Source organism: Onishia taeanensis (assembly GCF_900100755.1).
Classification (GTDB): Bacteria; Pseudomonadota; Gammaproteobacteria; order Pseudomonadales; family Halomonadaceae; genus Onishia; species Onishia taeanensis.
Genome location: NZ_FNCI01000004.1, coordinates 114,793 through 140,069 on the forward strand (window position 1 = coordinate 114,793; position 25,277 = coordinate 140,069).

General features: G+C 63.9%; 26 protein-coding genes. 13 read left to right on the forward strand and 13 right to left on the reverse strand.

The window, feature by feature from the left end:
* Positions 1-68: 68 nt before the first annotated feature.
* Positions 69-857, reverse strand: a complete 789-nt coding sequence (locus BLR71_RS07395; RefSeq protein ID WP_092524665.1) for a Nif3-like dinuclear metal center hexameric protein — start codon at positions 855-857, stop codon at positions 69-71.
* A 99-nt stretch (positions 858-956) separates the two neighbouring features.
* On the opposite strand from BLR71_RS07395, the gene BLR71_RS07400 reads away from it, so the two are divergent.
* A complete protein-coding gene (locus BLR71_RS07400) occupies positions 957-2,189 on the forward strand; it encodes a Do family serine endopeptidase (RefSeq protein ID WP_092524667.1) in 1,233 nt (410 codons plus the stop codon).
* 186 nt (positions 2,190-2,375) lie between these two features.
* On the opposite strand, the gene hisD is transcribed toward BLR71_RS07400, so the two are convergent.
* The 9 genes from hisD to BLR71_RS07445 form a co-directional block, all read right to left on the reverse strand.
* Positions 2,376-3,698 carry a histidinol dehydrogenase gene (gene hisD, locus BLR71_RS07405; protein ID WP_092524669.1) on the reverse strand — a complete coding sequence of 441 codons (1,323 nt, stop codon included), beginning with the start codon at positions 3,696-3,698 and terminating at the stop codon, positions 2,376-2,378.
* A gap of 171 nt (positions 3,699-3,869) precedes the next feature.
* Positions 3,870-4,511, reverse strand: a complete 642-nt coding sequence (gene hisG, locus BLR71_RS07410; RefSeq protein ID WP_092524671.1) for an ATP phosphoribosyltransferase — start codon at positions 4,509-4,511, stop codon at positions 3,870-3,872.
* Positions 4,512-4,537: 26 nt separating this feature from the next.
* On the reverse strand, positions 4,538-5,803 hold the full coding sequence (gene murA, locus BLR71_RS07415; RefSeq protein WP_092524673.1) for a UDP-N-acetylglucosamine 1-carboxyvinyltransferase: 1,266 nt from the start codon (positions 5,801-5,803) through the stop codon (positions 4,538-4,540).
* Positions 5,804-5,816: 13 nt separating this feature from the next.
* Entirely contained in the window at positions 5,817-6,071 is a 255-nt protein-coding gene (locus BLR71_RS07420) for a BolA family protein (protein ID WP_092524674.1), read from the reverse strand.
* Positions 6,072-6,222: 151 nt separating this feature from the next.
* Positions 6,223-6,573 (reverse strand): STAS domain-containing protein, encoded by a 351-nt coding sequence (locus BLR71_RS07425; protein WP_092524676.1) that lies wholly within the window; start codon positions 6,571-6,573, stop codon positions 6,223-6,225.
* The gene (locus BLR71_RS07430; protein ID WP_092525082.1) at positions 6,570-7,238 is read right to left on the reverse strand and encodes an MlaC/ttg2D family ABC transporter substrate-binding protein; all 669 of its coding nucleotides are present in this window, start codon (positions 7,236-7,238) and stop codon (positions 6,570-6,572) included. The genes BLR71_RS07425 and BLR71_RS07430 overlap by 4 nt, the downstream gene beginning before the upstream one ends.
* 26 nt (positions 7,239-7,264) lie before the next feature.
* Positions 7,265-7,729 (reverse strand): outer membrane lipid asymmetry maintenance protein MlaD, encoded by a 465-nt coding sequence (gene mlaD / locus BLR71_RS07435; protein WP_092524678.1) that lies wholly within the window; start codon positions 7,727-7,729, stop codon positions 7,265-7,267.
* Positions 7,726-8,508 carry a lipid asymmetry maintenance ABC transporter permease subunit MlaE gene (gene mlaE, locus BLR71_RS07440; RefSeq protein WP_092524680.1) on the reverse strand — a complete coding sequence of 261 codons (783 nt, stop codon included), beginning with the start codon at positions 8,506-8,508 and terminating at the stop codon, positions 7,726-7,728. Before mlaE ends, mlaD begins: the two co-directional genes overlap by 4 nt.
* Positions 8,505-9,326, reverse strand: a complete 822-nt coding sequence (locus tag BLR71_RS07445; RefSeq protein WP_092524682.1) for an ABC transporter ATP-binding protein — start codon at positions 9,324-9,326, stop codon at positions 8,505-8,507. Before BLR71_RS07445 ends, mlaE begins: the two co-directional genes overlap by 4 nt.
* A gap of 157 nt (positions 9,327-9,483) precedes the next feature.
* Here BLR71_RS07445 and BLR71_RS07450 point away from each other — a divergent pair, with 157 nt between their 5' ends.
* The 11 genes from BLR71_RS07450 to BLR71_RS07500 all read left to right on the forward strand — a co-directional run bounded on the left by BLR71_RS07450 (position 9,484) and on the right by BLR71_RS07500 (position 17,716).
* Positions 9,484-10,443 (forward strand): calcium/sodium antiporter, encoded by a 960-nt coding sequence (locus BLR71_RS07450; protein ID WP_340147961.1) that lies wholly within the window; start codon positions 9,484-9,486, stop codon positions 10,441-10,443.
* 31 nt (positions 10,444-10,474) lie between these two features.
* The gene (locus tag BLR71_RS07455) at positions 10,475-11,455 is read left to right on the forward strand and encodes a KpsF/GutQ family sugar-phosphate isomerase (protein WP_092524684.1); all 981 of its coding nucleotides are present in this window, start codon (positions 10,475-10,477) and stop codon (positions 11,453-11,455) included.
* Positions 11,456-11,464: 9 nt separating this feature from the next.
* Positions 11,465-12,049: a KdsC family phosphatase gene (locus BLR71_RS07460; protein WP_092524686.1), complete on the forward strand. Its 585-nt coding sequence runs from the start codon at positions 11,465-11,467 to the stop codon at positions 12,047-12,049.
* Positions 12,049-12,630 carry an LPS export ABC transporter periplasmic protein LptC gene (lptC, locus tag BLR71_RS07465; protein ID WP_092524688.1) on the forward strand — a complete coding sequence of 194 codons (582 nt, stop codon included), beginning with the start codon at positions 12,049-12,051 and terminating at the stop codon, positions 12,628-12,630. The genes BLR71_RS07460 and lptC overlap by 1 nt, the downstream gene beginning before the upstream one ends.
* The gene (lptA, locus tag BLR71_RS07470) at positions 12,627-13,154 is read left to right on the forward strand and encodes a lipopolysaccharide transport periplasmic protein LptA (protein ID WP_092524689.1); all 528 of its coding nucleotides are present in this window, start codon (positions 12,627-12,629) and stop codon (positions 13,152-13,154) included. Before lptC ends, lptA begins: the two co-directional genes overlap by 4 nt.
* An 8-nt stretch (positions 13,155-13,162) precedes the next feature.
* The gene (lptB, locus tag BLR71_RS07475) at positions 13,163-13,888 is read left to right on the forward strand and encodes an LPS export ABC transporter ATP-binding protein (RefSeq protein WP_092524691.1); all 726 of its coding nucleotides are present in this window, start codon (positions 13,163-13,165) and stop codon (positions 13,886-13,888) included.
* 205 nt (positions 13,889-14,093) lie between these two features.
* Positions 14,094-15,506, forward strand: a complete 1,413-nt coding sequence (locus BLR71_RS07480) for an RNA polymerase factor sigma-54 (protein WP_092524693.1) — start codon at positions 14,094-14,096, stop codon at positions 15,504-15,506.
* 156 nt (positions 15,507-15,662) lie between these two features.
* Positions 15,663-15,971, forward strand: a complete 309-nt coding sequence (gene hpf / locus BLR71_RS07485) for a ribosome hibernation-promoting factor, HPF/YfiA family (RefSeq protein WP_092524695.1) — start codon at positions 15,663-15,665, stop codon at positions 15,969-15,971.
* A 4-nt stretch (positions 15,972-15,975) separates the two neighbouring features.
* Positions 15,976-16,458 (forward strand): PTS sugar transporter subunit IIA, encoded by a 483-nt coding sequence (locus BLR71_RS07490; protein WP_092524697.1) that lies wholly within the window; start codon positions 15,976-15,978, stop codon positions 16,456-16,458.
* Positions 16,459-16,535: 77 nt separating this feature from the next.
* Positions 16,536-17,441, forward strand: coding sequence for an RNase adapter RapZ (rapZ, locus tag BLR71_RS07495; protein ID WP_092524699.1), 906 nt, complete (start codon positions 16,536-16,538; stop codon positions 17,439-17,441).
* A gap of 5 nt (positions 17,442-17,446) precedes the next feature.
* Positions 17,447-17,716 (forward strand): HPr family phosphocarrier protein, encoded by a 270-nt coding sequence (locus BLR71_RS07500; protein ID WP_092524700.1) that lies wholly within the window; start codon positions 17,447-17,449, stop codon positions 17,714-17,716.
* Between the two features lie 128 nt (positions 17,717-17,844).
* On the opposite strand, the gene pmbA is transcribed toward BLR71_RS07500, so the two are convergent.
* A complete protein-coding gene (pmbA, locus tag BLR71_RS07505) occupies positions 17,845-19,185 on the reverse strand; it encodes a metalloprotease PmbA (protein WP_092524702.1) in 1,341 nt (446 codons plus the stop codon).
* A 66-nt stretch (positions 19,186-19,251) separates the two neighbouring features.
* On the opposite strand from pmbA, the gene yjgA reads away from it, so the two are divergent.
* Positions 19,252-19,755 carry a ribosome biogenesis factor YjgA gene (yjgA, locus tag BLR71_RS07510; protein WP_092524704.1) on the forward strand — a complete coding sequence of 168 codons (504 nt, stop codon included), beginning with the start codon at positions 19,252-19,254 and terminating at the stop codon, positions 19,753-19,755.
* Positions 19,756-19,869: 114 nt separating this feature from the next.
* On the opposite strand, the gene tldD is transcribed toward yjgA, so the two are convergent.
* Entirely contained in the window at positions 19,870-21,336 is a 1,467-nt protein-coding gene (gene tldD, locus BLR71_RS07515; RefSeq protein ID WP_245696384.1) for a metalloprotease TldD, read from the reverse strand.
* Positions 21,336-25,274 carry a YhdP family phospholipid transporter gene (locus BLR71_RS07520; RefSeq protein WP_092524705.1) on the reverse strand — a complete coding sequence of 1,313 codons (3,939 nt, stop codon included), beginning with the start codon at positions 25,272-25,274 and terminating at the stop codon, positions 21,336-21,338. Before BLR71_RS07520 ends, tldD begins: the two co-directional genes overlap by 1 nt.
* Positions 25,275-25,277: the final 3 nt, after the last annotated feature.

Below are 25,277 nucleotides of genomic sequence, written 5' to 3' on the forward strand. Positions count from 1 at the left end.
AGAGTAAACACACAAGCGCCGGCCTAGAAGGCCGGCGCTTGTATTTGTGGGGCATTTTGACGGCAGCGTCAGGCCGGATTGTCGATATCCACGAAACGGTGGGTGACGCCGTACTCGGCGGCCAGCCACTCCCCCATGGCCTGAACGCCGTAGCGCTCGGTGGCATGATGGCCTGCCGCCAGGTAGCCGATGCCCAGCTCACGAGCCAAGTGAGTGGTCCGCTCGGAAATCTCGCCCGAGATGAAGACATCAGCGCCCGCCGCATGGGCCGCGGTGATCATGTCCTGAGCCCCACCGGTGCACCAGGCGATTCGCCTGACCGGGCCATGGTGCCCTTCTATTAAAAGCGGCTCACGCCCTAGTTGCTTGGCGACATGCTTCGCCAAACCGCGCTCGTCGAGGACCTGGCCATCGCCACCCGAGCCAGCCAGCGCTTCGCCAGGACGCCCCAGCCACACAAGCCCCTCACCCAGTTCACCGTCGGCGCAGCCATCAGCGACGAGGCCCAGCCGCTCGGCCAAGCAGGCATTGTTGCCAAGCTCGGGGTGAGCATCCAAGGGCAGATGATAGGCCAGCAGGTTAATGTCGTTGGCCAGCAAGGCCGCCAGCCGTCGCCGCTTCATCCCGACGACCTCGACCGGCTCGTTTTTCCAGAAGTAGCCGTGGTGAACCAACAGCAGATCCGCCTGCCAGGCAATCGCTTCATCGACCAGCGCCTGACAGGCGGTGACGCCCGTCATCACGCGGGCCACTTGGCTGCGCCCCTCGACCTGCAGGCCATTGACGGTGTAATCCTTGAAGCGTGCGGCTCGCAAGCGCTCGTCGCAGGCCGTGACCAAGGCATCGCGAGATATCATTCGGGCCTCCGGGCATCGATACATGAGCAATGATACAATTCCGCCATTGTACCGGCTGAGTCGGCCCCCAGCGACCGCCAGCGATGACAAGGAATCTTCATGCGTCGTTTTCTCCTGCCCCTCGTCTGGCCGACCGTGGCCGGTGTTCTGGTTGCCATCGTACTGCTGCTTGCTTTTCCGCAGCTCAGCGGTCGCGATCCTTCCGTATCGTCCCCCACCGTCAACTCGGCCCCCATACAGCAGACGGCGACGCCTCCCGAGGTCAAACGCCCGGCGCCCGAGGTCAAGAATGCGCCAGCATTGTCGCGAGATGCCGGCCCGGTGAGCTATTCAGAGGCGGTGGAGCGAGCGGCGCCCGCCGTGGTCAATATTTACTCTTCGCGCATTGTCGAAAGTGAGCAGCACCCGCTGATGTCGGACCCCTTCTTCCGCCAGTTCTTCGGCAAGGACACGCCAAGCCGCCAGCGCATGCTCTCGAGCCTGGGGTCAGGGGTCATCATCAGCGATGAGGGCTACGTGCTGACCAACCATCATGTCATCAAGGGGGCCGATCAGATCCAGGTGGCGCTGCGCGACGGTCGCGAGACCCTCGCCGACGTCATCGGAACCGACCCGGAGAGCGACCTGGCCGTGCTGCACATCGACCTCGAGGATCTGCCGGTCATCGCGATCTCCGACTCGACGCAGGCCGCTGTAGGCGATGTCGCCCTGGCCATCGGCAACCCCTTCGGCGTCGGCCAGACCGTCACCATGGGTATCGTCAGTGCCACGGGCCGCAGTCACCTGGGCCTGAATGCCTACGAGGACTTCATTCAGACCGACGCCGCAATCAACCCGGGCAATTCCGGCGGCGCGCTGATCAATCCCGAAGGCGCGCTGATCGGCATCAACACCGCGATCTTCTCCCGCTCCGGCGGCTCACAGGGCATCGGCTTCGCCATTCCGGCCAACCTGGCACGGCAAATCCTCAACGAGCTCGTCACCCAGGGCCGAGTGATTCGCGGCTGGCTAGGCATCGAAGCTCAGGAAATGACCCGCGAGCTGGCGGCCTCCTTCGGACTGGACTCCGTTGCCGGCGTCGTGATCTCGGGGATAGTCCCCAATGGACCCGCAGATGAAGCCGGCCTGGAGCCCGGCGACGTGCTAATCAAAGTCGACGGACGCACCATCCGCGATGCCCGGGCGGTGATGACCGATATCGCCGCCATCTCACCCGGCACCCAACTGCCGCTAAGCCTGGTGCGCAACGGCGAGCGCATGGACGTGACCCTCGAGGTGGGCGAGCGTCCCACCGCCGAGACCCGCCAACCCCAGGCCCAGCCTCAGTCATAACCGCAGTGATAGCCTCTTGGCGACCAGAGGCGCGGTCTTACGGGGAAATTGCCTGACGCGGCCGGCCGACCATATCGGCACGGCCGCATGGGCGCTTTCTCAACAGGACGACAGACACTAGCCGGATACGAAAAAGGCCCCGCCTGAGCGGGGCCTTTTTGAAGCGCAACGAAGCGTCGAGTGGCGTCAATCCTTGATGCGATACTCGGCAGAGCGCGCGTGTGCGGTGAGCGATTCGCCCCGTGCCAGCACCGACGCCGTGCGCCCAAGCACCGAGGCGCCGTCCGCCGAACATTGAATGATCGACGAGCGTTTCTGGAAGTCATAGACCCCCAGCGGCGAAGAGAAGCGCGCGGTACCGGAGGTCGGCAGCACGTGATTCGGGCCGGCGCAGTAGTCGCCCAGGGCCTCGGCGGTATAGCGGCCCATGAAGATCGCGCCGGCATGACGAATCTCCGGCAGCAGCGCTTCGGGGTCCGCTAGCGAGAGTTCGAGGTGCTCGGGAGCGATACGATTGATCAGCGCCACGGCCTCGTCGCGGTCACGACAGGTGATCAGCGCCCCGCGCCCGGCCAGAGAGTCACGAATGATCGGCTCACGCTCCATGGTCGGCAGCAGGCGGCTCATGGCCTCCTCGACCGCTGCCACATGCTCGGCGTCCCAGCTAACGAAGATCGCCTGAGCGTCCTCGTCGTGCTCGGCCTGGGAGAAGAGGTCCATGGCCAGCCAATCCGGGTCGGTGGCGCCATCGGAGATCACCAGAATCTCCGAGGGACCGGCGATCATATCGATACCCACTTGGCCGAATACCGCCCGCTTGGCGGTGGCCACGTAGATGTTGCCGGGCCCGACGATCTTGTCGACCCGCGGCACCGTCTCGGTACCGTAGGCCAGTGCCGCCACCGCCTGGGCGCCGCCCAGGGTGAATACCCAGTCGACGCCCGCCAGGTGAGCCGCCGCCAGCACCAGCTCGTTGAGGATGCCGTCCGGCGTGGGCACCACCATCACGATCTCGCGCACGCCGGCAACATGGGCCGGGATGGCGTTCATCAACACCGACGACGGATAGGCCGCCTTGCCACCGGGCACGTAGATGCCGGCGCGATCCAAGGCCGTGACCTGCTGACCCAGCACGGTGCCGTCGCTCTCGGTGTATTGCCAGGAACCCGGCTTCTGGTGCTCGTGATAGACCCGCACGCGCTCGGCAGCCGCCGCCAGGGCCTCACGCTGCTCGACAGGCAGCCCTTCGAAGGCCTGGCGCAGCCGCTCGGCGCCCAGAGTCAGCTCATCCATGCCTTTGGCCGACAGGCGGTCGAAGCGATTGGTGTATTCGACGAGGGCCGCATCGCCGCGCTCACGCACGCCGCGCAGGATTTCTTCGACCCGCGACTGCACCTCGGCGTCGGACACGCCTTCCCAGGCCAACAGCGCCTCGAGGCGGGCATCGAAATCGGCGTCCTGGGTGGACAGCCGGGAGATGTCGAGGGAAGTGGCAACGGAATCGGTCATGATGCTCTCTACACAGACGATGGAATAAGGGTGAGACGCCAAGCATGAGTCGCCGCCCTCTGAGTGACAAGGGAGGCGATGCTATGAGGCCGAGACACGCAGGCTATCGTGTCCGCCAGCGAGGCGCAGGCCTGGCAGGCTCCGCACTCGATCTAGTGCGGCAAAGGCGACCTATCCGCGACGGCTGGTCACCGCTTCACGCAGCCGGTTGAGCAAGGGCTTCAGGCGATCGTGCTTCATGGTCATCGCGGCCTGATTGACCACCAAGCGGGTGCTGATATCGGCGATTTTCTCCCGGGGCTCCATGCCGTTGGCACGCAGCGTATTGCCGGTATCGACGATGTCGACGATCTCATCGGCCAGGTTCATCAGCGGTGCCAACTCCATGGCGCCGTAGAGCTTGATAACCTCGGCCTGGATACCCTGTTCGGCATAATAGCGCCGCGCCACCGAGACGAACTTGGTGGCCACTCGACGACGGGCGTGGGCCGGCTCGGCGCCGGTGATGCCCGCGGTCATCAGCTTGCAGCGCGCGATCTCGAGATCCAGCGGCTCGTAGAGCCCCTCGGCGCCATGCTCGAGTAACACGTCCTTGCCGGCGATCCCCAGGTCGGCAGCGCCGAGCTGCACATAGGTCGGCACATCGGTCGCGCGAATCACGACCAGCTTGACGTCCGGCAGGTTGGTATCGAACAGCAGTTTGCGACTCTTGCTCAGGTCTTCGGCGGGCCAGATGCCGGCATCCGCCAGCAGCGGCAGGGTCTCGTCGAGAATACGGCCCTTCGAGAGGGCCAGGATCAGTTGCTTGGACATGATGGGATTCGCAATTCCTTGGATGACTAGCCGGGCACGCGACGGATCTTACCGCCCAGCAGCTGCAGCTTTTCCTCGATGCACTCATAGCCGCGGTCAATGTGATAGATGCGATCGACCATGGTCTCGCCATTGGCGATCATCGCCGCCACCACCAACGAAGCCGAGGCGCGCAGGTCGGTGGCCATGACCGGCGCACCCGAAAGCTGATCGACGCCAGTAACGACCGCGGTGTTGCCCTCGAGGGCAATCTTGGCGCCCATGCGGTTGAGCTCTTGGACGTGCATGAAGCGATTCTCGAAGATCGTCTCGACGACCCGGCCGGTACCTTCGGCCACGGCATTCATGGCCACGAACTGGGCCTGCATGTCGGTGGGAAATGCAGGGTACGGCGCGGTGCGCACATTAACCGCCTTCGGGCGCTGCCCCTTCATGTCGAGCTCGATCCAGTCCTCGCCAACGGTGATGTGGCCGCCCGCTTCTTCGAGCTTGGCCAGCACCGCCTCGAGGATATCGGCCCGGGTGCGGCGCACCCGGACCCGGCCACGAGTCAGAGCAGCCGCCACCAGGAAGGTACCGGTCTCGATGCGATCAGGCATGATGTCGTGATAGCAGCCATGCAGGCGCTCGACACCTTCGACGGTGATGGTATCGGTCCCCTGACCGCGAATCCGTGCGCCCATCTTAATCAGGCATTCGGCCAGATCGACGATCTCGGGCTCTTTGGCGGCGTTCTCGAGCACCGTGGTGCCCTCGGCAAGCGTAGCGGCCATCAGGAGATTCTCGGTGCCGGTCACGGTCACCACGTCGAAGAAGATCGTCGCACCCTTGAGACGCCCACCCGGCGCCGTGGCACGAATGTAGCCGTTCTCGACATTGATGTTGGCACCCATCGCCTGAAGGCCACGGATATGCAGGTCGACCGGGCGCGAGCCGATGGCACAACCACCGGGCAGAGAGACATCGGCCTTGCCGAAGCGCGCCAGCAGCGGCCCCAGCACCAGAATAGAGGCGCGCATCTTCTTGACTAGGTCATAAGGCGCGTGGCACTCGGTGACCTCGGAGGCATCGAGCTGGATGGCCATCTTGTCGCCCATCACCAGATCGACTCCCATGCGTCCAAGCAGCTCGAGGGAGGTCGTGATGTCCTGCAGATGCGGCAGGTTACCAAGCGTAACCGGCCCTTGAGCCAACAGTGACGAACACAGGATCGGCAGGGCCGAGTTCTTGGCACCGCTGGCCCACACCTCGCCGTCGAGGGGGCCATTGCCGGTAATGATCAACTTATCCATGAAAGTCCGTCACTCAAGCCCCAGCATTTTCGGCGGCAGTCTGCCACTGGGTGGGGGTATAGGTCTTGATGCTGACGGCATGCAGAGCGCCGCTGGCAATTTCTTCGGAAAGCGCGCCGTAAATCAGCTGCTGTCGCTTGACCGGCGTCAGGCCATTGAAGACCTCACCCACGGCGACGACCTGAAAGTTGCAGCCTTCACCCTGGATATGAAAGTCGCAGTCGGCAATGCGCGTCTCAAGCAGCGCCTTGACGTCTTGGGGTTGCATGGGGATGCCTCCTTGGAAACACGGGAAGGGTGCGGTGCAGACACGTCACCGCATCACGAGACGAAGAAAGGCTACATGGTAATCAAAAGCGCCGTCGATGGCGATGCCAGAAAGACACTGACGCTGTTGACCGGGGCCGAGGCCAAGCGGCTCAGTCGGCCATGGCGGTCTTGTGCGCGCCGGCCTGGGGCAGGAGCGCATCCAGACCGGCCAGCTCCGTAAGCTTGGCCAACGCCGGCGAAAGCCGCACCTCCGACACCTCGATCCCGGCACGCTGGGCGCTGCGCAGCCACTCGAGCATGACGCTCAGCGCAGCGCTGCTGACGCGATCGACGCCGCGCAGATCGAGCTCCAGCGCGCCACTAACCGGCTGATCGGCGATCCACTTGGCGCCTGCGGCGGCCAGCGGAGCGGCGGCCTCGAAGTCCACGTCTCCGCTGACGGCAAGCTTTCCCTCCACGGCGTCGAGGCATACATCATGTTCGTCGAAAAGACGGGTCATGCGCCCTTCCCTTCGTCAGTGACATCGACATCGGGCGACCAATTGTCGATGGTGGCATCGTAGTCGCGGCCGTTGTCGCGCATCGCCTGATCGAACTGGTTGCGGAAGGTCAGCCCCAGGTTGATGCCATTGACGATCACATTGACGACTTTCCACTGACCGTCGTCCAGACGCAACGAATAGCTGACCGGGTAAACGGTGCCATCGTTGGCGACCACTTCCATGTCGACACTGGCCTGATCGGCCTGACGGGATTCCTGCTGCTTATCGAGCACCCGCACCTCGCGGTAGTCGAAGGTCACCAGACCCTTGGCATAGGTATCGATCAGAGTCTGGCGGAAGGTATCGACGAAGCGCGAACGCTGGGCGGGCGTTGCGTTACGGAAATAGCGCCCCATGACGCTGGCGCCGATATAGCGAAAATCGGCCACATCCTTGAGGCTGTCGTTGACCAGTGACTCCAGCTCGCTGATGTGCTCGGAAAAGTAGCTGCGACGGCCCTCGATCTTGCCCATCAGATCGTCGATGCTGGTGCGAATCAGCTGCTCCGGCGTTTGGTCGGGCGCCTTCGACTGGGCCTGAGCAGGCAGCATCATCAGGCACAGCAACAGGGCCAGTACCGATCCGGAAAACCAGCGGGAAAAGAAGGTCGGTTGCGCTCGCATAAGTCGTCTCTCAAGGCAGAACATGATTAATCCTTGGCCATGTTGGCCACGAATTGCTGAATGAGTTGCTCCAGCACCAGCGCCGATTGAGTATCGGTGATGGTGTCGCCATCGGCCAGCATCTCTGGATCACCACCCACCGATAGGCCGATGTATTGCTCGCCGAGCAGCCCAGAAGTGAGGATCGACGCCGTCGTATCCTTGGAAAGCTGTCCCTCCAGACTGCTGTCGAGCGCCAGGGTCACACGAGCGTCATACCACTCGGTATCCAGCTCGATATTCTCCACGCGCCCCACGGTGACACCGGCCATGGTGACCCGTGCTCGCGACTTGAGGCCGCCGATATTGGCGAAGTTGGCCTGCAACGTATAAGTGTTTTTACCCCCGCCGACGGATAGGCCACTGACACTTATTCCCAGGAAAATAACCCCGAGAATCCCGGCCAGCATGAACAGCCCGACCCCAAACTCCATCATCTTGCTGCGCTTCATCCCAGTTCTCCAAACATCAGCGCGGTCAGCACGAAATCCAGTCCTAATACCGCCAGCGAGGAATACACCACCGTTCTTGTGGTAGCGCGTGAAATACCTTCCGAGGTTGGCACCAGGTCATAACCCTGGAATACCGCGATCCAAGTTACGACCAGGGCGAACACCAGACTCTTGAGCATGCCGTTGCCGATGTCGTCGACGAAGTCGACGCTTGACTGCATGTTGCCCCAGTAAGAGCCGTTATAGACGCCGAGCCACTCGACACCCACTAGGTGGCCACCCCAGATACCAATGACGCTGAAGCCAACGGTCAGCAGCGGCAGCGACACGAAGCCCGCCCAGAGCCGCGGCGCCACCACTCGCTTGAGCGGGTCGACGCCAATCATCTCCATGCTGCTCAACTGCTCGGTCGCCTTCATCAGGCCGATCTCGGCCGTCAGTGCCGAGCCGGCACGCCCAGCGAACAGCAGCGCCGCCACCACCGGCGCCAGCTCGCGCAGCAGCGATAGTGCTACCATCTGCCCCAGGGCATCTTCAGCGCCAAAATCCACCAGAATGGTAAAGCCCTGAAGGGCCAGCACCATACCGATGAAGAGCCCTGACACCAGTACGATGGCCAGCGACAACACGCCAATAAAGTGCATCTGACGCAGCCACAGCTTGAAGCCTTCGGCGGAGGGACGTCCCACCAGCGACTGTCCAAGGAACATGCCGGCGCGGCCCAACGCCTCGACTAGGTCGCAGCCATGGCGCCCAAGGCGAGTTATTCGCGTCATCATCGCCTCTCTCCCGCTTTACCCGCATTGAGCATATCGACATAAAAGTCGTCAGCCGAATAATGAAACGGCACCGGGCCGTCAGGCTCGCCGTGCATGAACTGGCTGACGCGAGGGTCCCGATCGACGTTGAGGCTCTCCGGCGTGCCATGCGCCATCACCTTGCCATCGGCGATCACGTAAACGTAATCGGCAATCGACAGCGTTTCCTTGATATCGTGGGAGACCACCACGGCGGTAAGTCCCAGCGCATCGTTGACACGACGAATCAGCTGCACCAGCACTCCCATGGAAATGGGATCCTGGCCGACGAACGGCTCATCGTAGAGGATAAGCTCCGGGTCCAGCGCCAGCGCCCGCGCCAGGGCGACCCGGCGGGCCATGCCCCCGGACAGTTCGGCGGGCATCAGCTCGCGGGCACCGCGAAGTCCTACGGCTTCGAGCTTCATCAGCACCACGTCGCGGATCATCGCGTCGGGCAGATCCGTATGCACGCGCAGCGGAAAGGCCACGTTCTCGAAAACGCTCAGGTCCGAGAAAAGCGCACCGCTTTGAAACAGCATCCCCATCCGGCGACGCAGCGCGAAGAGTTTCTTGCGGGACAGGGCATGGACATCATGACCGTCGATCGTCACTCGGCCGGCATCCGGCGTCAGTTGACCACCAATCAGCTTGAGTAGCGTCGTTTTGCCGGAGCCGCTCGGCCCCATGATTGCGGTAATTTTGCCGCGGGGGATGGTGAGATCCACGCCCCGAAAGATATCCCTATCGCCACGTGAAAAGCGCAGCCCTTCGACCACCACCAAGGGCGAATCATTCATGGCGTCCTAACCTCCACCCGAAAATTATCGAACATTGTATATTAACTGCCATGATCACCGCTAGCGCCAAGGGTGCGAGCGCCGATGTCACCTTGATTCGCGGCGCCCCAACGCGTTTAATTGGCCGCTCTTCACTGACCGACACGGACCCTTTTCGATGATGCTGCTACCCCTGTCTGCCGTCGCACTCGGCTTCGTTGGCCTGCTATGGAGTGCCGACCGCTTCGTGGGAGCCGCGGCCGCCACCGCTTACCGAGCGGGCATGAGCACGCTGCTGATCGGCATGACCATCGTTGCACTTGGCACTTCGGCTCCTGAAGTCATCGTCGCCATCATGGCCTCGTTGGACGGCACGCCCGATCTCGCCACCGGTAACGCCCTAGGATCCAACATCGCCAATATCGGTCTAGTGCTCGGGGTAACGGCCCTGATCGTGCCCATCCCGGTGCGCTTTTCGATCGTACGGCGTGAACTTCCCCTACTGCTCGGCGCCACCGGCCTTGCCGGCTATGCGCTGGCGGACGGCGACCTAAGCCGCTATGACGCCCTACTGCTCTTCGCCCTACTGGTATTCAGCCTGTGGTGGCTATTCCGCGCCGATGGCAACAGCGGCAGTGAGGAAACCCAGGACGGCGAAATTCCCGACATGGCGCTGCCCAAGGCACTGGCATGGCTAATAGGCACCCTGGTGCTTCTGGTCGCAAGCTCGCGGCTGCTGGTGTGGGGCGCCAGCGAAATTGCCAGCGCCTTCGGCGTCAGCGAACTGGTGATCGGCCTGACGGTCGTGGCCATCGGCACCAGCCTGCCAGAACTCGCCGCCTGCGTGGCCAGCGCCCTCAAGCGCCATCACGACATCGCCATCGGCAACGTCATCGGCTCCAACCTCTTCAACATGCTGGCCGTGCTGCCCATGCCCGGCCTGCTGGCGCCAGGCCCGGTCGATGCTCATGCGATCAGCCGCGATTACCCCACCATGCTGCTGCTGACCCTACTGCTCGGCTGCTGGCTGCTCTGGCAGCGTCACGGCAGCCTAGGCCGCATTCCCGGCGCCCTGCTGACCTTGATCTACGTTGGCTATCTGGGCCTATTGATCCAATCCAGCATCACGGGCGCTTGAGTGAAACCTGACAACGGGCAACAATTTCGCCATGACTGACACCAATGACTCGCCCCACCGGGCCAGTGCTCGCCGCACGCTGAACATCGAACGCGACGCCATCGAGGCTCTTAGCGCCCGCATCGACGACAACTTCGATCGCGCTTGCGAGCTGTTGCTCGGCTGCCAGGGCCGCGTGGTGGTGACCGGCATGGGCAAATCCGGCCATATCGGCGGCAAGATCGCAGCGACGCTAGCCAGCACCGGCACCCCGGCCTTCTTCGTCCACCCGGGCGAAGCCAGCCACGGCGATCTGGGCATGATCACACCGGGCGACGTGGTCATTGCCCTTTCCAATTCTGGCGAAACCGCCGAAGTGATGGCCCTGCTGCCGCTGCTCAAGCGTATGGGCGTTCCCTTGGTCAGCATGACCGGTCGCCCCGGCTCGAGCCTGGCCCGCCACGCTGAGGCTCACCTCGACGCAGGCGTGGAGCGCGAAGCCTGTCCGCTGGATCTGGCACCGACCGCCTCGACCACCGCGGCCCTGGTATTGGGCGACGCCCTGGCAGTGGCGCTGCTCGAGGCTCGCGGCTTTACTGCCGAAGACTTTGCCCTCTCGCACCCCGGTGGCAGCCTGGGCAGACGACTGCTGCTCACCGTTGGCGACCTGATGCACCAGGGCGAGCGTTTGCCCCAGGTACCGCTGGGCAGCCCACTGCGTGATGCATTGATCGAAATCACTCGCCAGGGACTCGGCTTTACCTGTGTGATCGACCGCGAAGGCCTGCTTGCGGGCGTCTACACCGATGGCGACCTGCGTCGCACCCTCGATCAGCACAGCAACCTGCACGCCCTGAGCGTCGATGAGGTCATGACCTCACCCGGCAAGCGTATCTCCGCCGACGTGCTTGCCGCCGAAGCCGTGCGTATCATGGAAGGCAGCCGCATCAGCGCGCTGGCCGTCGTCGATGCGCAAGGGCGCCCGATTGGCGCCCTGCACATGCACGACCTGCTGAGAAGCGGCGTCATCTAAGGAGATGTCATGACACCCGAGTCCACGCTCCCCCCGGAGCTCGTCGATCGCGCCCGCCAGATCCGCCTGCTGGCACTGGACGTGGATGGCGTTCTCACCGACGGCCGGCTCTATTTCCAGGCCGATGGCATCGAGATCAAGGCCTTCCACACCCAGGACGGCCATGGTATCAAACTGCTGCGCCAGGCCGGCATCGAGGTTGCCCTGATTACCGGGCGTGAATCGCCGATGGTCACCCAGCGCGCCGCCGCTCTTGGGCTAAAGCACGTCTTCCAGCACCGCGATGACAAACTCATCGCCCTGCGCGAACTGACACATAGCCTGGGGCTTGGCCTGTCTCAAGCCGCCTACTGCGGCGATGACCTTCAGGATCTGGCCGCTATCCAGGCCGCAGGCCTCGGCATCAGCGTGCCCAACGCCCCTTCCTACATGCGGCAGGCCGCCGATTGGGTCAGCGCACGCAGCGGCGGCCACGGTGCCGTACGCGATATCTGCGACACCCTGCTCGACACCCAGGGCCATTGGCCGGCGGTGCTCGAGTCCTATGCCGCCGGCGCATCGGGATACGCCACCGTGGCACCCGGTCGCTGCTGATGGCCATGCGTCTGCCTCGTCCCTCCCCCCGCGTCTGGCTAGCTCTGCTGCTGATCGTGCTGGGCGGCGTCCTGACCTTTATCGAGCAGAGCAACGTGCGCACGCCGGGGCCGGTGCCAACGGATAGTGCCGGCGAGCCGGACTTCTATCTCGAAGGCGTGAACCTGACCCGCTTCGATGCCCAAGGCCGGCCTCATCAGCGCCTGGCCACACCACGACTGGTACACACACCGCACAACGACATGACCCGTGCCGAGACCCCCAAGGCTCGCCTGCTCGACAATGATGGCGCCCTGTGGCTGGCCAGCGGCCAGGAAGGTACGCTGGGCGCAGATGGCAACCCGCTGGTGCTGCGCGGCGATGCTCATCTGGAGTCTCCAGGAGAAGGTTGGCAACTGGACACCAATGTTCTGCACATCGATACCGTCACCAACCACGCCTGGAGCGAAGGCGAAGCCCATATCACCCAGCCGCCCCAACGCATGCGGGGTGACAAGCTGGATGTATGGTTCGATGATGACCTGATGCGCCTGACCGGCAACGTTCACGGATTTCACCCTCCCAAGGAGCAAGCCCCATGATGAGACGCGACCTTAACCGCCGGGCTCTTGGCCTGCTGCTACCCGCCATGCTGAGCCTGGGCGCCGTACCGGCCCTGGCCCTCGAGGGTGATGCTAGCGCTCCCATCGAAATCGCCGCCGACCGCCTGGAACTCGACGACCAAGCAGGAACCGCCGTCTACACCGGCGATGTGGACATGCGCCAGGGCAGCATGAAGCTGACCGGCCAGCAGGTCACGATCAGCCGCACTGACCAGGGCGACGTGTCCCGCATCGAGGCCACCGGCAACCGAGCCTACATCGAACAGAAGCCAAGCCCGGATGCACCGCTGGCCAAGGGCTGGGGTCGCACCATCATCTATCACACCCTCGAGCGTCGAGTAGAGCTGATCAATCAGGCAGAGCTTCACCGCGGCCAGGACACCTTCACCGGTGCCAAGGTCGACTACTTCCTCGATCGTCGCGTGGTCGAAGCCACCAGCAATGGCGAGAGCGATGGTGGACAAGACCAGCGCGTCCGCATGACCCTGACACCTCAGCAATAAGGCCCGCCATGAAGACCCTGAGCGTTAACCACCTGGCCAAAAGCTACAAACGTCGCCGCGTGGTCAAGGACATCAGCCTGTCCATCGACCAGGGCCAGATCGTCGGCCTGCTGGGCCCCAATGGCGCAGGCAAGACCACCTCCTTCTACATGATCGTCGGGCTGGTGCGCGCCGATGCCGGCACCGTCCACATCGACGACCTGGACCTGTCCACCGCCGCCATGCACGAGCGCGCCCAGGCCGGCATCGGCTACCTGCCTCAGGAAGCCTCGATCTTTCGCAAGCTGTCGGTCAAGGACAACATCCTGGCCATTCTCGAGACGCGCCGCGACCTCAACCATGCCGGCCGCCAGGCCCGGCTCGAGGAACTGCTGAGCGAGTTCCACATCGACCATATCCGCGACAACACCGGCATGAGCCTGTCCGGTGGTGAGCGCCGTCGAGTCGAGATCGCCCGAGCACTGGCCACCGAACCGGCCTTTATCCTGCTCGATGAGCCTTTCGCCGGCGTCGACCCGATCTCGGTATCCGATATCAAGTCGATCGTCCGCGCCCTGCGCGAACGGGGTATCGGCGTACTAATCACCGACCATAACGTGCGCGAAACCCTGGACATCTGCGACAGCGCCTACATCGTGGGCGACGGTGAAATCATTGCCGAAGGCAATGCCGAGGCTATCCTCGCCAATCAGAGGGTCAAAGACGTCTATCTGGGCGAAGATTTCCGGCTTTAGCCCTCGCCGCAACACTTATTCAGTGCCTGAGTGAGGAGCCCAACGCCTGCCTTGGCGGCGGCGCAACGCCTCCACTTGGCACCAAGGGTGAAAATGCCCGTCTGTCAATGGCATGTTTATTGCAGACAAATCGCTCTCAGCGGCTTGCATGGTACCCGACCAGGGGCTAAGTTATTCATTCCATTTTGCTGACACCCGCCACGCCATGGTCATGAAACCCTCGTTGCAACTTCGCGTCGGCACCCAGCTGACCATGACACCTCAGCTTCAGCAGGCGATCGCCCTGCTGCAACTCTCGACACTGGATTTGCGCCAGGAGATTCAGCAGGCGCTGGAATCCAACCCGATGCTGGAACTCGATGAGGCCTATGGCGAGCAAGATGTGGCCGAGCCACGCGATGATGACTGGTCAACCGAGATTCCAAGCGAGCTATCGACCGACAGCGACTGGTCCGACACCTATCAGGACATGGCGTCGTCAGGCACCGGCTCAGAGGGCCCCGATCTCGATCGCAATGCCATCAGCGTCAGCCTGCACGACCATCTCGCCTGGCAGCTGGCCATGGCCGACGTCGATGACGTCGAACGCCAGATTGCCGAGAGCCTGATCGATGCCGTAGCCCCCAGCGGCTACCTGGAAGGCAGCCTCGACGAATTAACACAAGGCCTGCGTAGCCAGGGCCTCGACGGCCTCAAGGCCAGTGACGTCGAGCGGGTCCTGCTGCGCCTGCAGCAGTTCGAGCCCACCGGCATCTTCGCTCGCGATCTGCGCGAATGCCTGCTGCTCCAGCTAGGCGCCCTGCCGGCAGACACGCCTCTACTGCCCCAGGCCAAACGCCTGACTCGCCAGTTTCTCGAGGCCCTGGCCGGCGATGATCGCAAGCTGCTCAAGCGGCGGCTCAGACTCGACGACGAACAGCTTGACCAAGTGATCGAGCTGATCCGTACCCTCGACCCGCGACCCGGCCAGGCGTTCGACAGCGCCGGCAGCGATTACGTGATCCCGGACCTGATCGCCCGTCATAGCCATGAAGGCTGGCATATCGAGCTCAACCCCGAGGCACTGCCGCGGATGCGTATCCAGCCCGATTATGCCGCCCTGATTCGGCGTGCCGATAAAAGCGACGACAACACCTTCATGAAGCAGCATCTGCAGGAGGCGCGCTGGCTGATCAAGAGCCTGTCCAGCCGTAACGACACCCTGCTGCGCGTGGGGCGCGAAATCATGGCCCGTCAGCTCGATTTCCTCGATAAGGGCGAAGAGGCCATGAAGCCTCTGATCCTGGCCGACATCGCCGCGCAGGTCGACATGCATGAGTCGACGATCTCGCGGGTCACCACGCAGAAATTCATCCATACCCCGCGGGGCGTTTTCGAACTGAAGTATTTCTTTTCGAGCCAAGTTGGCGGCGAAGGCGGCGACGCCCACTCCAGTACGGCCATTCGCGCGCGGCTGAAGAAGCTGATCGGCAGCGAGCCGGCGCGTAAACCGCTATCCGACAGCAAGTTGGTCGATCTGCTGGCCGATAGCGGCATACAGGTCGCCAGGCGTACCGTGGCCAAGTACCGGGAAGCCATGGGCATTCCGCCATCCAGTGAGCGCAAGCGGCTTTCCTGATGCCGTCATTGATCTAGACTTGACGGCATAAACTATTGACCTGGCGGTGGAAAAACACCGAAAGTAGTGACGTTGGAAAAGCGCCTTGCGAAGGGGTATGCAGGGCGCCAAAAAGGGTTACAATCGATTGGCCAACCGCAGGATAAGGAGCGTGCCATGCAAGTCAACATCACCGGCCATCACGTCGAACTTACCGACGCACTGCGTGACTATGTGAACGAGAAGCTCGCCCGCCTGGAGCGTCACTACGACAACATCACCACCGTTCAGGCCACCCTTTCCATCGAGAAAGAGCGCCAGCAGGCAGCCTGCACCCTGCATGCAGCCGGTGCTGAATTGCACGCCGAAGCAGAAGACACCGATATGTACGCCGCGATTGACGCCCTCGCCGACAAGCTCGACCGCCAGCTTGTCAAGCACAAGGAAAAAGCACAGGCGCGCGCCCAAGGCGCAAGCGTTCGCTGACATCATGACGTTGGAATCCATCCTGCCCCCCGAGCGCGCCCTGTTCGGCGTGCCCGGGGGAAGCAAGAAGCGTGTGCTGGAATTCTTCAGCACCTTCATCGCCCAAAATACGCCCAGCCTGGACAGCCAGGAGGTCTTCAGCCGTCTGGTCGGCCGCGAGCGGCTGGGCAGTACGGGCATCGGCCATGGCGTTGCCATCCCGCATGCCCGCAACCCACACTGCAAGTCTCCGCTGGCCGGTTTCCTCAAGCTCAGCGAGCCCGTCGACTTCGATGCCATCGATGGAGAGCCCGTCGACCTGGTTTTCGTGTTGCTGGTGCCTGAACAGGCCGATGACGCCCACCTCGCCCTGCTTGGCCAGGTCGCAGCGGTCATGAACGACCCCAGTACACGCCAGCAGCTGCGCAAGAGCGAGACCCAGCGCCAGCTGTACGACACCTTGCTGGACGCCATCCGCCGCCACGCAAGCGAAGACCGTTCCGGCTAAGCGCCAGGCCTGCGTCTTACCGCACTCTCATACTCGTGATCACCACCGCCCTCTGACCCGGCAAGCAGGAGATACGCATGCAGCTCGTGATCATCAGCGGCCGCTCTGGTTCAGGCAAGTCGATTGCCCTGCAGGCCCTGGAAGACCTGGGCTACTATGCGATCGATAACCTGCCTGCCATGCTGCTGAGCTCCCTCGTCGACGAGCTGCAGCGAGACGAGACGCGGCGCGCCTTCAGTGCCGTCAGTATCGATGCCCGCAACCTTCCCGATGCACTGGAGCGCTTCCCTAGCCTGTTGGCCGACCTGCAGGCTCGCGGCATCCAGTGCCAGGTGGTCTACCTGACCGCCGAATCGAAGATTCTCCTCGAACGCTACTCGGCCACCCGCCGGCGCCATCCGCTGACCCGCGAGAGCCAGATGACGCTTGCCGAGGCCATCGACAGCGAAGAAGGCACGCTCGCCGGCATTCTGGATCTTGCCGACCTGATCATCGACACCTCGCGACTCTCGGTTCACGAGCTGCGGGGGCGTATCTGTGAACAGGTCGCCCAGCATCGCGACCAGCAAATGACCCTGACGTTCGAATCTTTCGGCTTCAAGGGCGGTGTGCCGCTGGATGCCGACACCGTATTCGATGCCCGCTGTCTGCCCAACCCCTACTGGGACCCGCGCCTGCGCCAGTCCACCGGACGCGACCCAGAGATCATCGAGTTTCTCGAAGGCTACGAAGACGTCGACCGGTTCGCTCGCGATACCATCGACTGGCTGACCCGCTGGCTGCCGGCCTATCAGGCCAGCCATCGCAGCTATATGACAGTGGCCATTGGCTGCACTGGCGGCCAGCATCGCTCGGTCTATCTCACCGAGCGGCTGGCCCGCCACTTCGCCACGCATCACCCTGGTGTGCGGCTGCGCCACCGTGAGCTGGGGATCCACACCTCCATCTCCAAGACCGACGCTTCAGGCCAGCAAGGACGCTGACAGCCATGCCAAAACGTGAGCTCACCCTCGTCAACAAGCGCGGCCTGCACGCGCGTGCAGCGACCAAACTGGTGCAGTGCTGCCAGGCCTATAAGGCCTGCGTCACCGTGTACCACCAGGGCCGAGACGCCGATGCCGCCAACGTCATGGCGCTGTTGATGCTCGCGGCCCCCTGTGGCAGCGCGCTGGAAGTTCACGCCGAGGGCGATGATGCCGAGGCGGTGCTGGAGGCGGTCGAGTCGCTCGTGGAGGCACGCTTCGACGAGGACGCCTGAACCACCGACGGCCACTATCGGCCGCACTCTTGCGCTCGTATTGCGACCGGCAAGAAGCCAAGAAGCCACCCCGAAGGGTGGCTTTCTTTTTGGCTAGTCTGTCACCGACCGAGGCCATCTTCTAGCGATCAGCCGCCGGCGATGGTCATCTCGTCGATCAACCAGCTGCCGCTATGCACGCTACCCCGCGTATCGATATCGTCACCGACGCCGATCAGCCCCGCGAACATCTTCGGCAAGCTGCCGGCAATGGTGAACTCTTCGACCGGGTACTGAATGCGCCCATTCTCGACCCAGAAGCCAGCGGCACCGCGGGAGTAGTCACCGGTCACGCCGTTGACCCCTTGGCCCATCAGCTCGGTGACCAGCACGCCACGATCCATCTTCTCAAGCAGCGCCTCACGGCTCTCGAGCGGCGCCTCCAGACGCACGTTTCGCGCTCCGCCGGCATTGCCGGTCGTGGTCATGTTCAAGCGCTTGGCGCTATAAGCCGACAGCATGTAGCTGGCGATGCGTCCCTGATCGATGAAGATATTGTCACGGGTATAGACGCCGTCATTGTCGAAGGGACTACTGGCCATGCCCCCCATCTCCCGGGGCCGCTCGAAGAGGCTGAACCAGTCAGGAAAGAGGCTGTCGCCGAGTCGATCGCAGAGGAAAGACGACTCGCGATACAGGGCGCCGCCAGCAAGCGCTGCCATCAGGTGGCCCACCAGGCCGCTCGCCAGGCTTGGATCGAACATCACCGGGAAACGGCCGGTGGTGGGGCGCTGGGCCCCTAGGCGGCGCAGGGTGCGTTCGGCGGCCGAGGCGCCGATCGCCTCGGCGCTGGCAAGCTTGCGTGGGTCCCGTTCGCTTGAGTAGTCATAGTCGCGCTGCATGCCGCTCTCGTCTTCGGCGATCAGCATGCAGGAGAGCGAATGGCGGCTGCCGCGCTGACTGCCGAGAAAACCGTGACTGTTGGCATAGACACGCACGCCTTCACCGCTGGAGAGCTCCGCCCCCTCGGACTTGCTGATGCCTTCCACCGCCCGACCGGCCGCCTCGCAGGCCAGGGCACGCTCGATGGCTTCATCGGTGGTCAGCGGCCAAGGGTGGTGGACATCCAAGTCCGGCAGCTCGCGGGCCATCAGCTCGGCCGGCGCCAGGCCGGCAAAATCGTCCTCACCCGTATGGCGGGCAATGGCCATGGCCTGATCGACGGCGGCGCGGATGGAGGCTTCACCGGCATCCGACGATGACGCCGTGCCCTTGCGCTTGCCCACATAGACCGTCACCGCGATGCCCTGGTCGCGGGACAGCTCGACGGTTTCCACCTCGCCAAGGCGCACGCTGACGCCGATCCCCTGATCGACGCTGGCACCCACCTCGCAGGCATCGGCGCCCAGGGAGCGCGCCTGGTCGAGCGCGGCCTGTGCCCGGGACTCCAGCAATGCCTGCTGGGCGGCGGCATCGAAAGCCTGAGTCATCTTGGTCTCCTTGTCGCGAGGCTGGCTGGTATACTGCGCCAACCTCCCAATGCTGATGGTAATGGCATGTCAATTGAAACGCCCGCCGACCACGACGGTCGGCAAAGCAAGACCCAGCGCAAACAGGAAATGCAGGCCCTGCAGGCGCTGGGCGAGAAGATCATCGCCCTCTCCGACGCGTGGCGTGCCCGGCTACCGCTCTCCGACGAGATGCTGGCCGCCGTCGAGGAAACCGCGCGTATTCGCTCCCACGAGGGGCGCCGTCGCCACATGCAGTACGTCGGCAAGCTAATGCGTCGCGAAGACGTGGCCGGCATTCAGGCGGTCTTCGACGAATTCGAGCAGGAGCAGCTGCGGCGCGACCACGCCTTCCACCGCCTGGAAGGGCTGCGTGACCGGCTGATCGACGATGATGACGCCCTCGAGCCCCTCATCGCCGAGTATCCCGACGTCGACCGACAGATGCTGCGTCAGCTGATTCGCAACGCACGCCGCGAGCGTCAACAGGAAAAGCCGCCCACTAGCGCACGCAAGCTGTTCAAGCTGATCCGCGTCACGGCCGGCATGTAAGCCCTCAAAGCGCCCTCTCGACCCGGCAGCGGCGTTGACGGTACTCTCAATGCTTTCAATGCCTGTGCCGGGCCGATGGCTCGCGCCGCTGGGGTGCGAGCTCAGCGGCATGCTTCACGAATCGGTGCCGCCGACGGTCAGCTCATCGAGCTTCAGCGTTGGCTGGCCGACCCCAACCGGGACACCCTGACCTTCCTTGCCGCAGACGCCGATACCGGTATCGAGCTCCAGGTCATGGCCGATCATCGACACGCGGCCCATGGCCTCGGGGCCGTTGCCGATCAGGGTCGCGCCCTTGACCGGCGCGGTGATCTTGCCGTCCTCGATCAGATAGGCTTCGCTCGCCGAGAACACGAACTTGCCCGAGGTGATATCCACCTGGCCGCCCCCGAAGCTGACCGCATAGATGCCCCGCTTGACGCTCTTGAGGATATCAGCGGGATCGTCTTGCCCGGCCAGCATGTAGGTGTTGGTCATGCGCGGCATGGGCATATGGGCATAGGATTCGCGACGCGCATTGCCGGTGGGCGACATGCCCATCAAACGCGCATTCAGCTTGTCCTGCATGTAGCCGGTCAGCACGCCGTCTTCGATCAGCGGCGTATACTGGCCCGGCGTGCCTTCGTCGTCGATGCTCATCGAGCCGCGGCGGTCGCTCAAGGTGGCGTCATCGACCACGGTCACACCGGGAGCGGCCACACGCTCGCCCATGCGTCCAGCAAAGGCCGAGCTGCCCTTGCGGTTGAAATCGCCTTCGAGGCCGTGCCCTACCGCCTCATGCAGCAGGATACCGGGCCAGCCCGCGCCCAGTACCACCGGTATCTGACCGGCCGGAGCGTCGATGGCCTCAAGATTGACCAGCGCCTGGCGCACGGCTTCGGTGGCGAAACGCTTGGGCGCGCCCTCGTCGCGCAGTCGCGCCAAGGGGTAGCGGCCGCCGCCACCGGCGCTGCCGCGCTCGCGGCGACCGTTTCGCACGGCGATCACGCTGACATTGAGGCGCACCAGAGGACGAATATCCGCGCCCAGGGTGCCGTCACTGGCGCGCACCAGCACCACCTCGTGCACGCCGGTCAGAGAGGCACTGACCTGGCTGACCGCCGGATCCGCCGCGCGGGCGACCCGATCGGCTTCCTTGAGCATCGCAATCTTGTCTTCCGCCGAGAGACCGGACAGTGGGTCGATCCCTGCATAGCGCTGCGCGGCGGTGGTCAATTGCGGTGCGACCTGGGTCAGCCGCGAGCCGCTTCGCGCAATCCCGGAGGCGGTGCGCCCGGTTTCACGCAGCGCATCGGCGCTGACCTGGTTGGAATAGGCAAAGCCGGTCTTTTCACCGGACATGGCGCGCACGCCGACGCCGCCATCGATGTTGTAACTGGCATCCTTGACCTCGCCATCTTCCAGCACCCAGCTTTCGTGCCAGCTGCGTTGGAAGTAGAGATCGGCAAAGTCGACGCCAGGACCCAAGGCATGCCCGAGGCCGGTGTCGAGCGCCGCCAGGTCGAGACCACCAGGGGCCAACAGGGTGCTGACGGCGCTGTCCAGCATGTCCTGGGAAGAGAGTTCGGAGGACTTGAGCATCATTCGGCACTTTCCAGAGAAATCCGCGGATCGGTCCATGGACCTTGCACGCGATAGTGGATTCGGGTCACGCGGTCGATGGCACGACCGAACAGGCGCTGGGCGAGGAACACCGCCCCGCCGATGACCGGACCACCGGCCACCAGCGCCGCCACGGGTAACGCCTGCGACACTGGTACTGTGATCGCCAGACGCTGATCGAGTTCACGCCGCGCCAGATCGACCTGACCCTCGAGACTGAACTGCGTCGCCGGTGCGTCGATCTGCACGGGACCGTGAGTCTCAAGAATCCCACCATACAGCGTCGCACTGCCGTTGACACGGTCGAAGGCCGTGCCCTGCCCGGTGACATCGGAGAAATCCAGCCGCAGCCGGCGCAGCAGATTATCGAAATTGAGCAAGCCTATCAGCTTGGCGGAACCCGACTGCAAGTTGAGGAAGCGGCCATCGAGCAGATTGACATCGAGACTCCCTCGGGAACGCACCAGCGCAAACTGCCAGGGCGCCCCTGGCCAGGCCAGCTGCGACTCGACGTGTGTCTCGGCATTGCGAATCGGCACGTCTTGGCCCAATGCGGCCAGCGCCGTGCCCAGATCTCCGCCATCCAGCCGCAGGCGAGAACGCGTCAGGCTCGAGTCGGAGCCAGCGGCTTCCCAGATCAGCTCGCCCCGGGCAGTTACCTGCCCAAGCGTCAGGCCAAGCGGCGCCAGCACAAGCTGAGACGGCGATGCCTGCCAGTTCAGGTTCAGTGGCCCGAGGGTGCTACCCAGCCGGGTCATCTCGGCGACCCGCAACCGGCCATCGGGCACTGCATCGATCCAGCCCGGCAGCGGCAGCGGCTCAGGCTCAACGGCGACCTCATCGAACACCTGGGTAGGCGCCTCGGGGGCCGGCCAGAGGCCGTCGAGTGACAACCGCGTAAGATCCACATTGACGGTTCGGGCCGCGGCGGGACGATAGTCGGCCTCACCCTTGGCGATACTGCCATCGAGGGTCATGTGCCAGTTACCGCCGCCCAGCGAATCGGCGTTTGCCTGGAGGGTTCCCAGACAGTGATTGTTCAGCGACAGGCAGGCCGTGGAAAGGCCGATAGTCGCCAGTGAATCTGCAGCCGCACGCTGGCTGCCACCTTGACGGCCGCTCAGGTGCTGCAAAGACAGGCCGCTCAGCGCGTCGACCCAGGGAGATATGGGCAGCCGGTTGGTCTGCCACTGCAGCGACCAGCCAGGACCGCGCGGCCAGCTCGGCTCGAGCGGCCAGTTCTCGAGCCATACCTGCCCCTGAGTGCCTGAAGGTGCATTGCGCCAGCGCAGGCGTGCGCGATCACGCAGAACCATCTCGCCGCGCTCCCGCGCCTGGTCAAAGTTAAGCGTTAGCGGGACCGCCTCACCGGCCCGCTTGCCAAAGGGGGGTGGCAGGTTCACGGCAAGACCCTCGAGGCGACTGTCCAAGGTCACGGTCGGCTTCTCGCCATTGATCGGCATACGCAGCGTATAGGGAAAATAGCCACTCACCAATGGCGCCAGATCAGGCGTGCCGGCCCATTCCAGCAGGCCGCGGGCCAGGGCACGGCCTGTTAGCGTCATCGACTGGGCATCGCCGTCAAAGTCAGCCAGCAAGGGGCCCTCGAAGGCCCGGGCGCCGAGCTCGCCGTACAAGCCTCCCTGGCGGTCGCGATAGCGATACGTCACATCGCCATTCACGTTGAAGACGTTGAGCCCTGCTGGGGCTAGCCCCAGACGAGGCTCATCGACGCTGGCACTGACATCCAGCGACAGCGCATCTGGCGCACCGAGATCCATGGCCAAATCGACCTTGCCGGCAAGGCTGCCTTGACCGCTCCAGTCTTCCCGACCGATATCCAGGTCGGGAATGGCGGCGAGAAAGTCGAGCAGCGCCGTGGTGCTGCCCTCGGCCTGACTGGAAACCTCCAGCTGCTCGTCGTTGAGGCTGACCGTTGCATCCCTAGCCTCGAGGCCGACCAGGCTGGCCTTTTCGACGTCGGCCGACAGCCGCTGATTGTCGAGGCGTAGCTGGCCCTCGACACCCTCGAGTGCCGGCCAGCCAGGAGCGAACGGCAGGGTGCCATCACGAATATCCAGCGCCAGCGACAGATCCACATCCTCGGTGTGCAGATCATCGGCCAGAGGCAGATTCAGCGACAGGCTGCCGTCATCGACGATGCCCGCCACGCCGAGCCCCAGCCACTCGGTAAGCTCCGCCGGAAGTGCCTTGACCGGCAACCAGTCGAGAAGGTCGATACGGCTGGCGTCGACATCGGTGAAGGCAAGATCCAACGCCAGATCACCCGGTGCGGTGCGCCCCGCTTCCAGGTCGAAGCTGCCTGTCACCGGTGCTCCCCGCCACTTGACCGCCAAGTCACGACCGGTAACGCTGACGCCCTTGTCCTGATAGACCCAACTGACCTTCCCGGAGGCCGATGACAGCGCCATCGGTGCGGCAAAGATGTCAGGGAAATTGAGCGCAGTCGGCGCGTCTCCGGTGTCGGCGAAACGGACGCTACCGGACAAGTCCTCTGCCTCGACCCAGGCATCCAAGGGACCGCCGCCCGGCGCGCCCTGCCAAGGGTCAACGGCCACATCATAAAGCGCGACCACAGCACGCCAATGGCCGTCGCGATGGCCGACCTCGAGGCCGCCCACCTGGCCTCTCGGCGCCAGACGACCCAGGACCCGCTGCAGGCCATCCGGCAAGGGAACACGGTCGCGCCAGGCCGCCAAGGCAGCAAGATCAAAGCGACTGGTCTTGAGCCACCAGCCATTTGCATCGCCGCTGGCCTGCCAGTGCCTGGGCAAGGGCCGCCCGGCCGCATCAGGCTTGCCACTGAGCGTCTCAGAGGCCCCTTCTTCAGCGCCTGAGCCTGTGCCAGCGCCTTGCGCGGCTTCATCAGGAGTGGCGTCTTGCTCCGCAGGCGCACCGGCATCGGTTGTCGTCACGTCGGTTTCCGAGTCGCCTCGCGTGTTCAACCAGGCCTGCCAGCCCTCGTCTCCTCGCAGCCACTGACCGGTCACGCGAATGTCCTGAAGGTCCAGCGGCTGCTGCTCGTGACTCAGTAGCAACCTGGGCACGTCCACGTCCAGGCGCACATCCTCCAGGGCACCGTGATGCCAGCGCCCCCAGAGCCTGGCCTCGCCCTGGGCCTCATCGACCTTCAATGGTTCATTCCGGCTCAACACACCGGCCAGTTCCACCAACTGATCGAGTTCCATCCGCGCCTGAAGGGCGGCATTGAAGTCAGCCAACCCACCCTGGCCGGGCAGTACTTCGAGCACCGCCGTCAGGGTCGCATCGGGATTGTTGGCCACGTGCAGTTGCCCCTCGATATGGGCACGACCGGCATCGCCGGCCATCAGCAGACGAGGCGCCTCAAATGCCAGGCGCCGATCGAGCCCGTGCAGCACGACACGAACGTTCTCGACCGCCAGACGCTGGCGCAGCAGAACGCCGACCCAATAATCGAGTCTCTCGAGGGTAAAACTGCCATCAGGGATGATTTCCGGCGGCAGCTCGGCTGGCTGCGGCCAGTGCCAGCTGCGATCCGGATTCTGATAGAGGTGCAGGGTGACGCCGCGAATCTTGGCATCATCGACCTGGGGCATGCCAAGCAGAGTGGCGATACCGTCGAGGCGCAGATGGGCACTGTCGATTTCGAGCAGCGGCCGCGCCGGCTCAGTCCGAGAAGCCAGGGTAAGCTGCCCAAGGCTCAGCGAAGGATCGAGGCCGTGAAAGCCGCCGCTGAGTTGCTCCATCTTGAGCTCGGCGTTGAACCGATCCGAGAGCAGGCTCTCGACTTCGGGGCGCAAGCGGTCAAGCTCGCTTGCCGCCAGCCGCAGGGTCAGCAGCAAAACGGCTAGCAAGGCCAACAGCACGGCAACGATGGTCAGTGCCCAGCGCGACAGGAGGCGAAACGGGCTCATGGC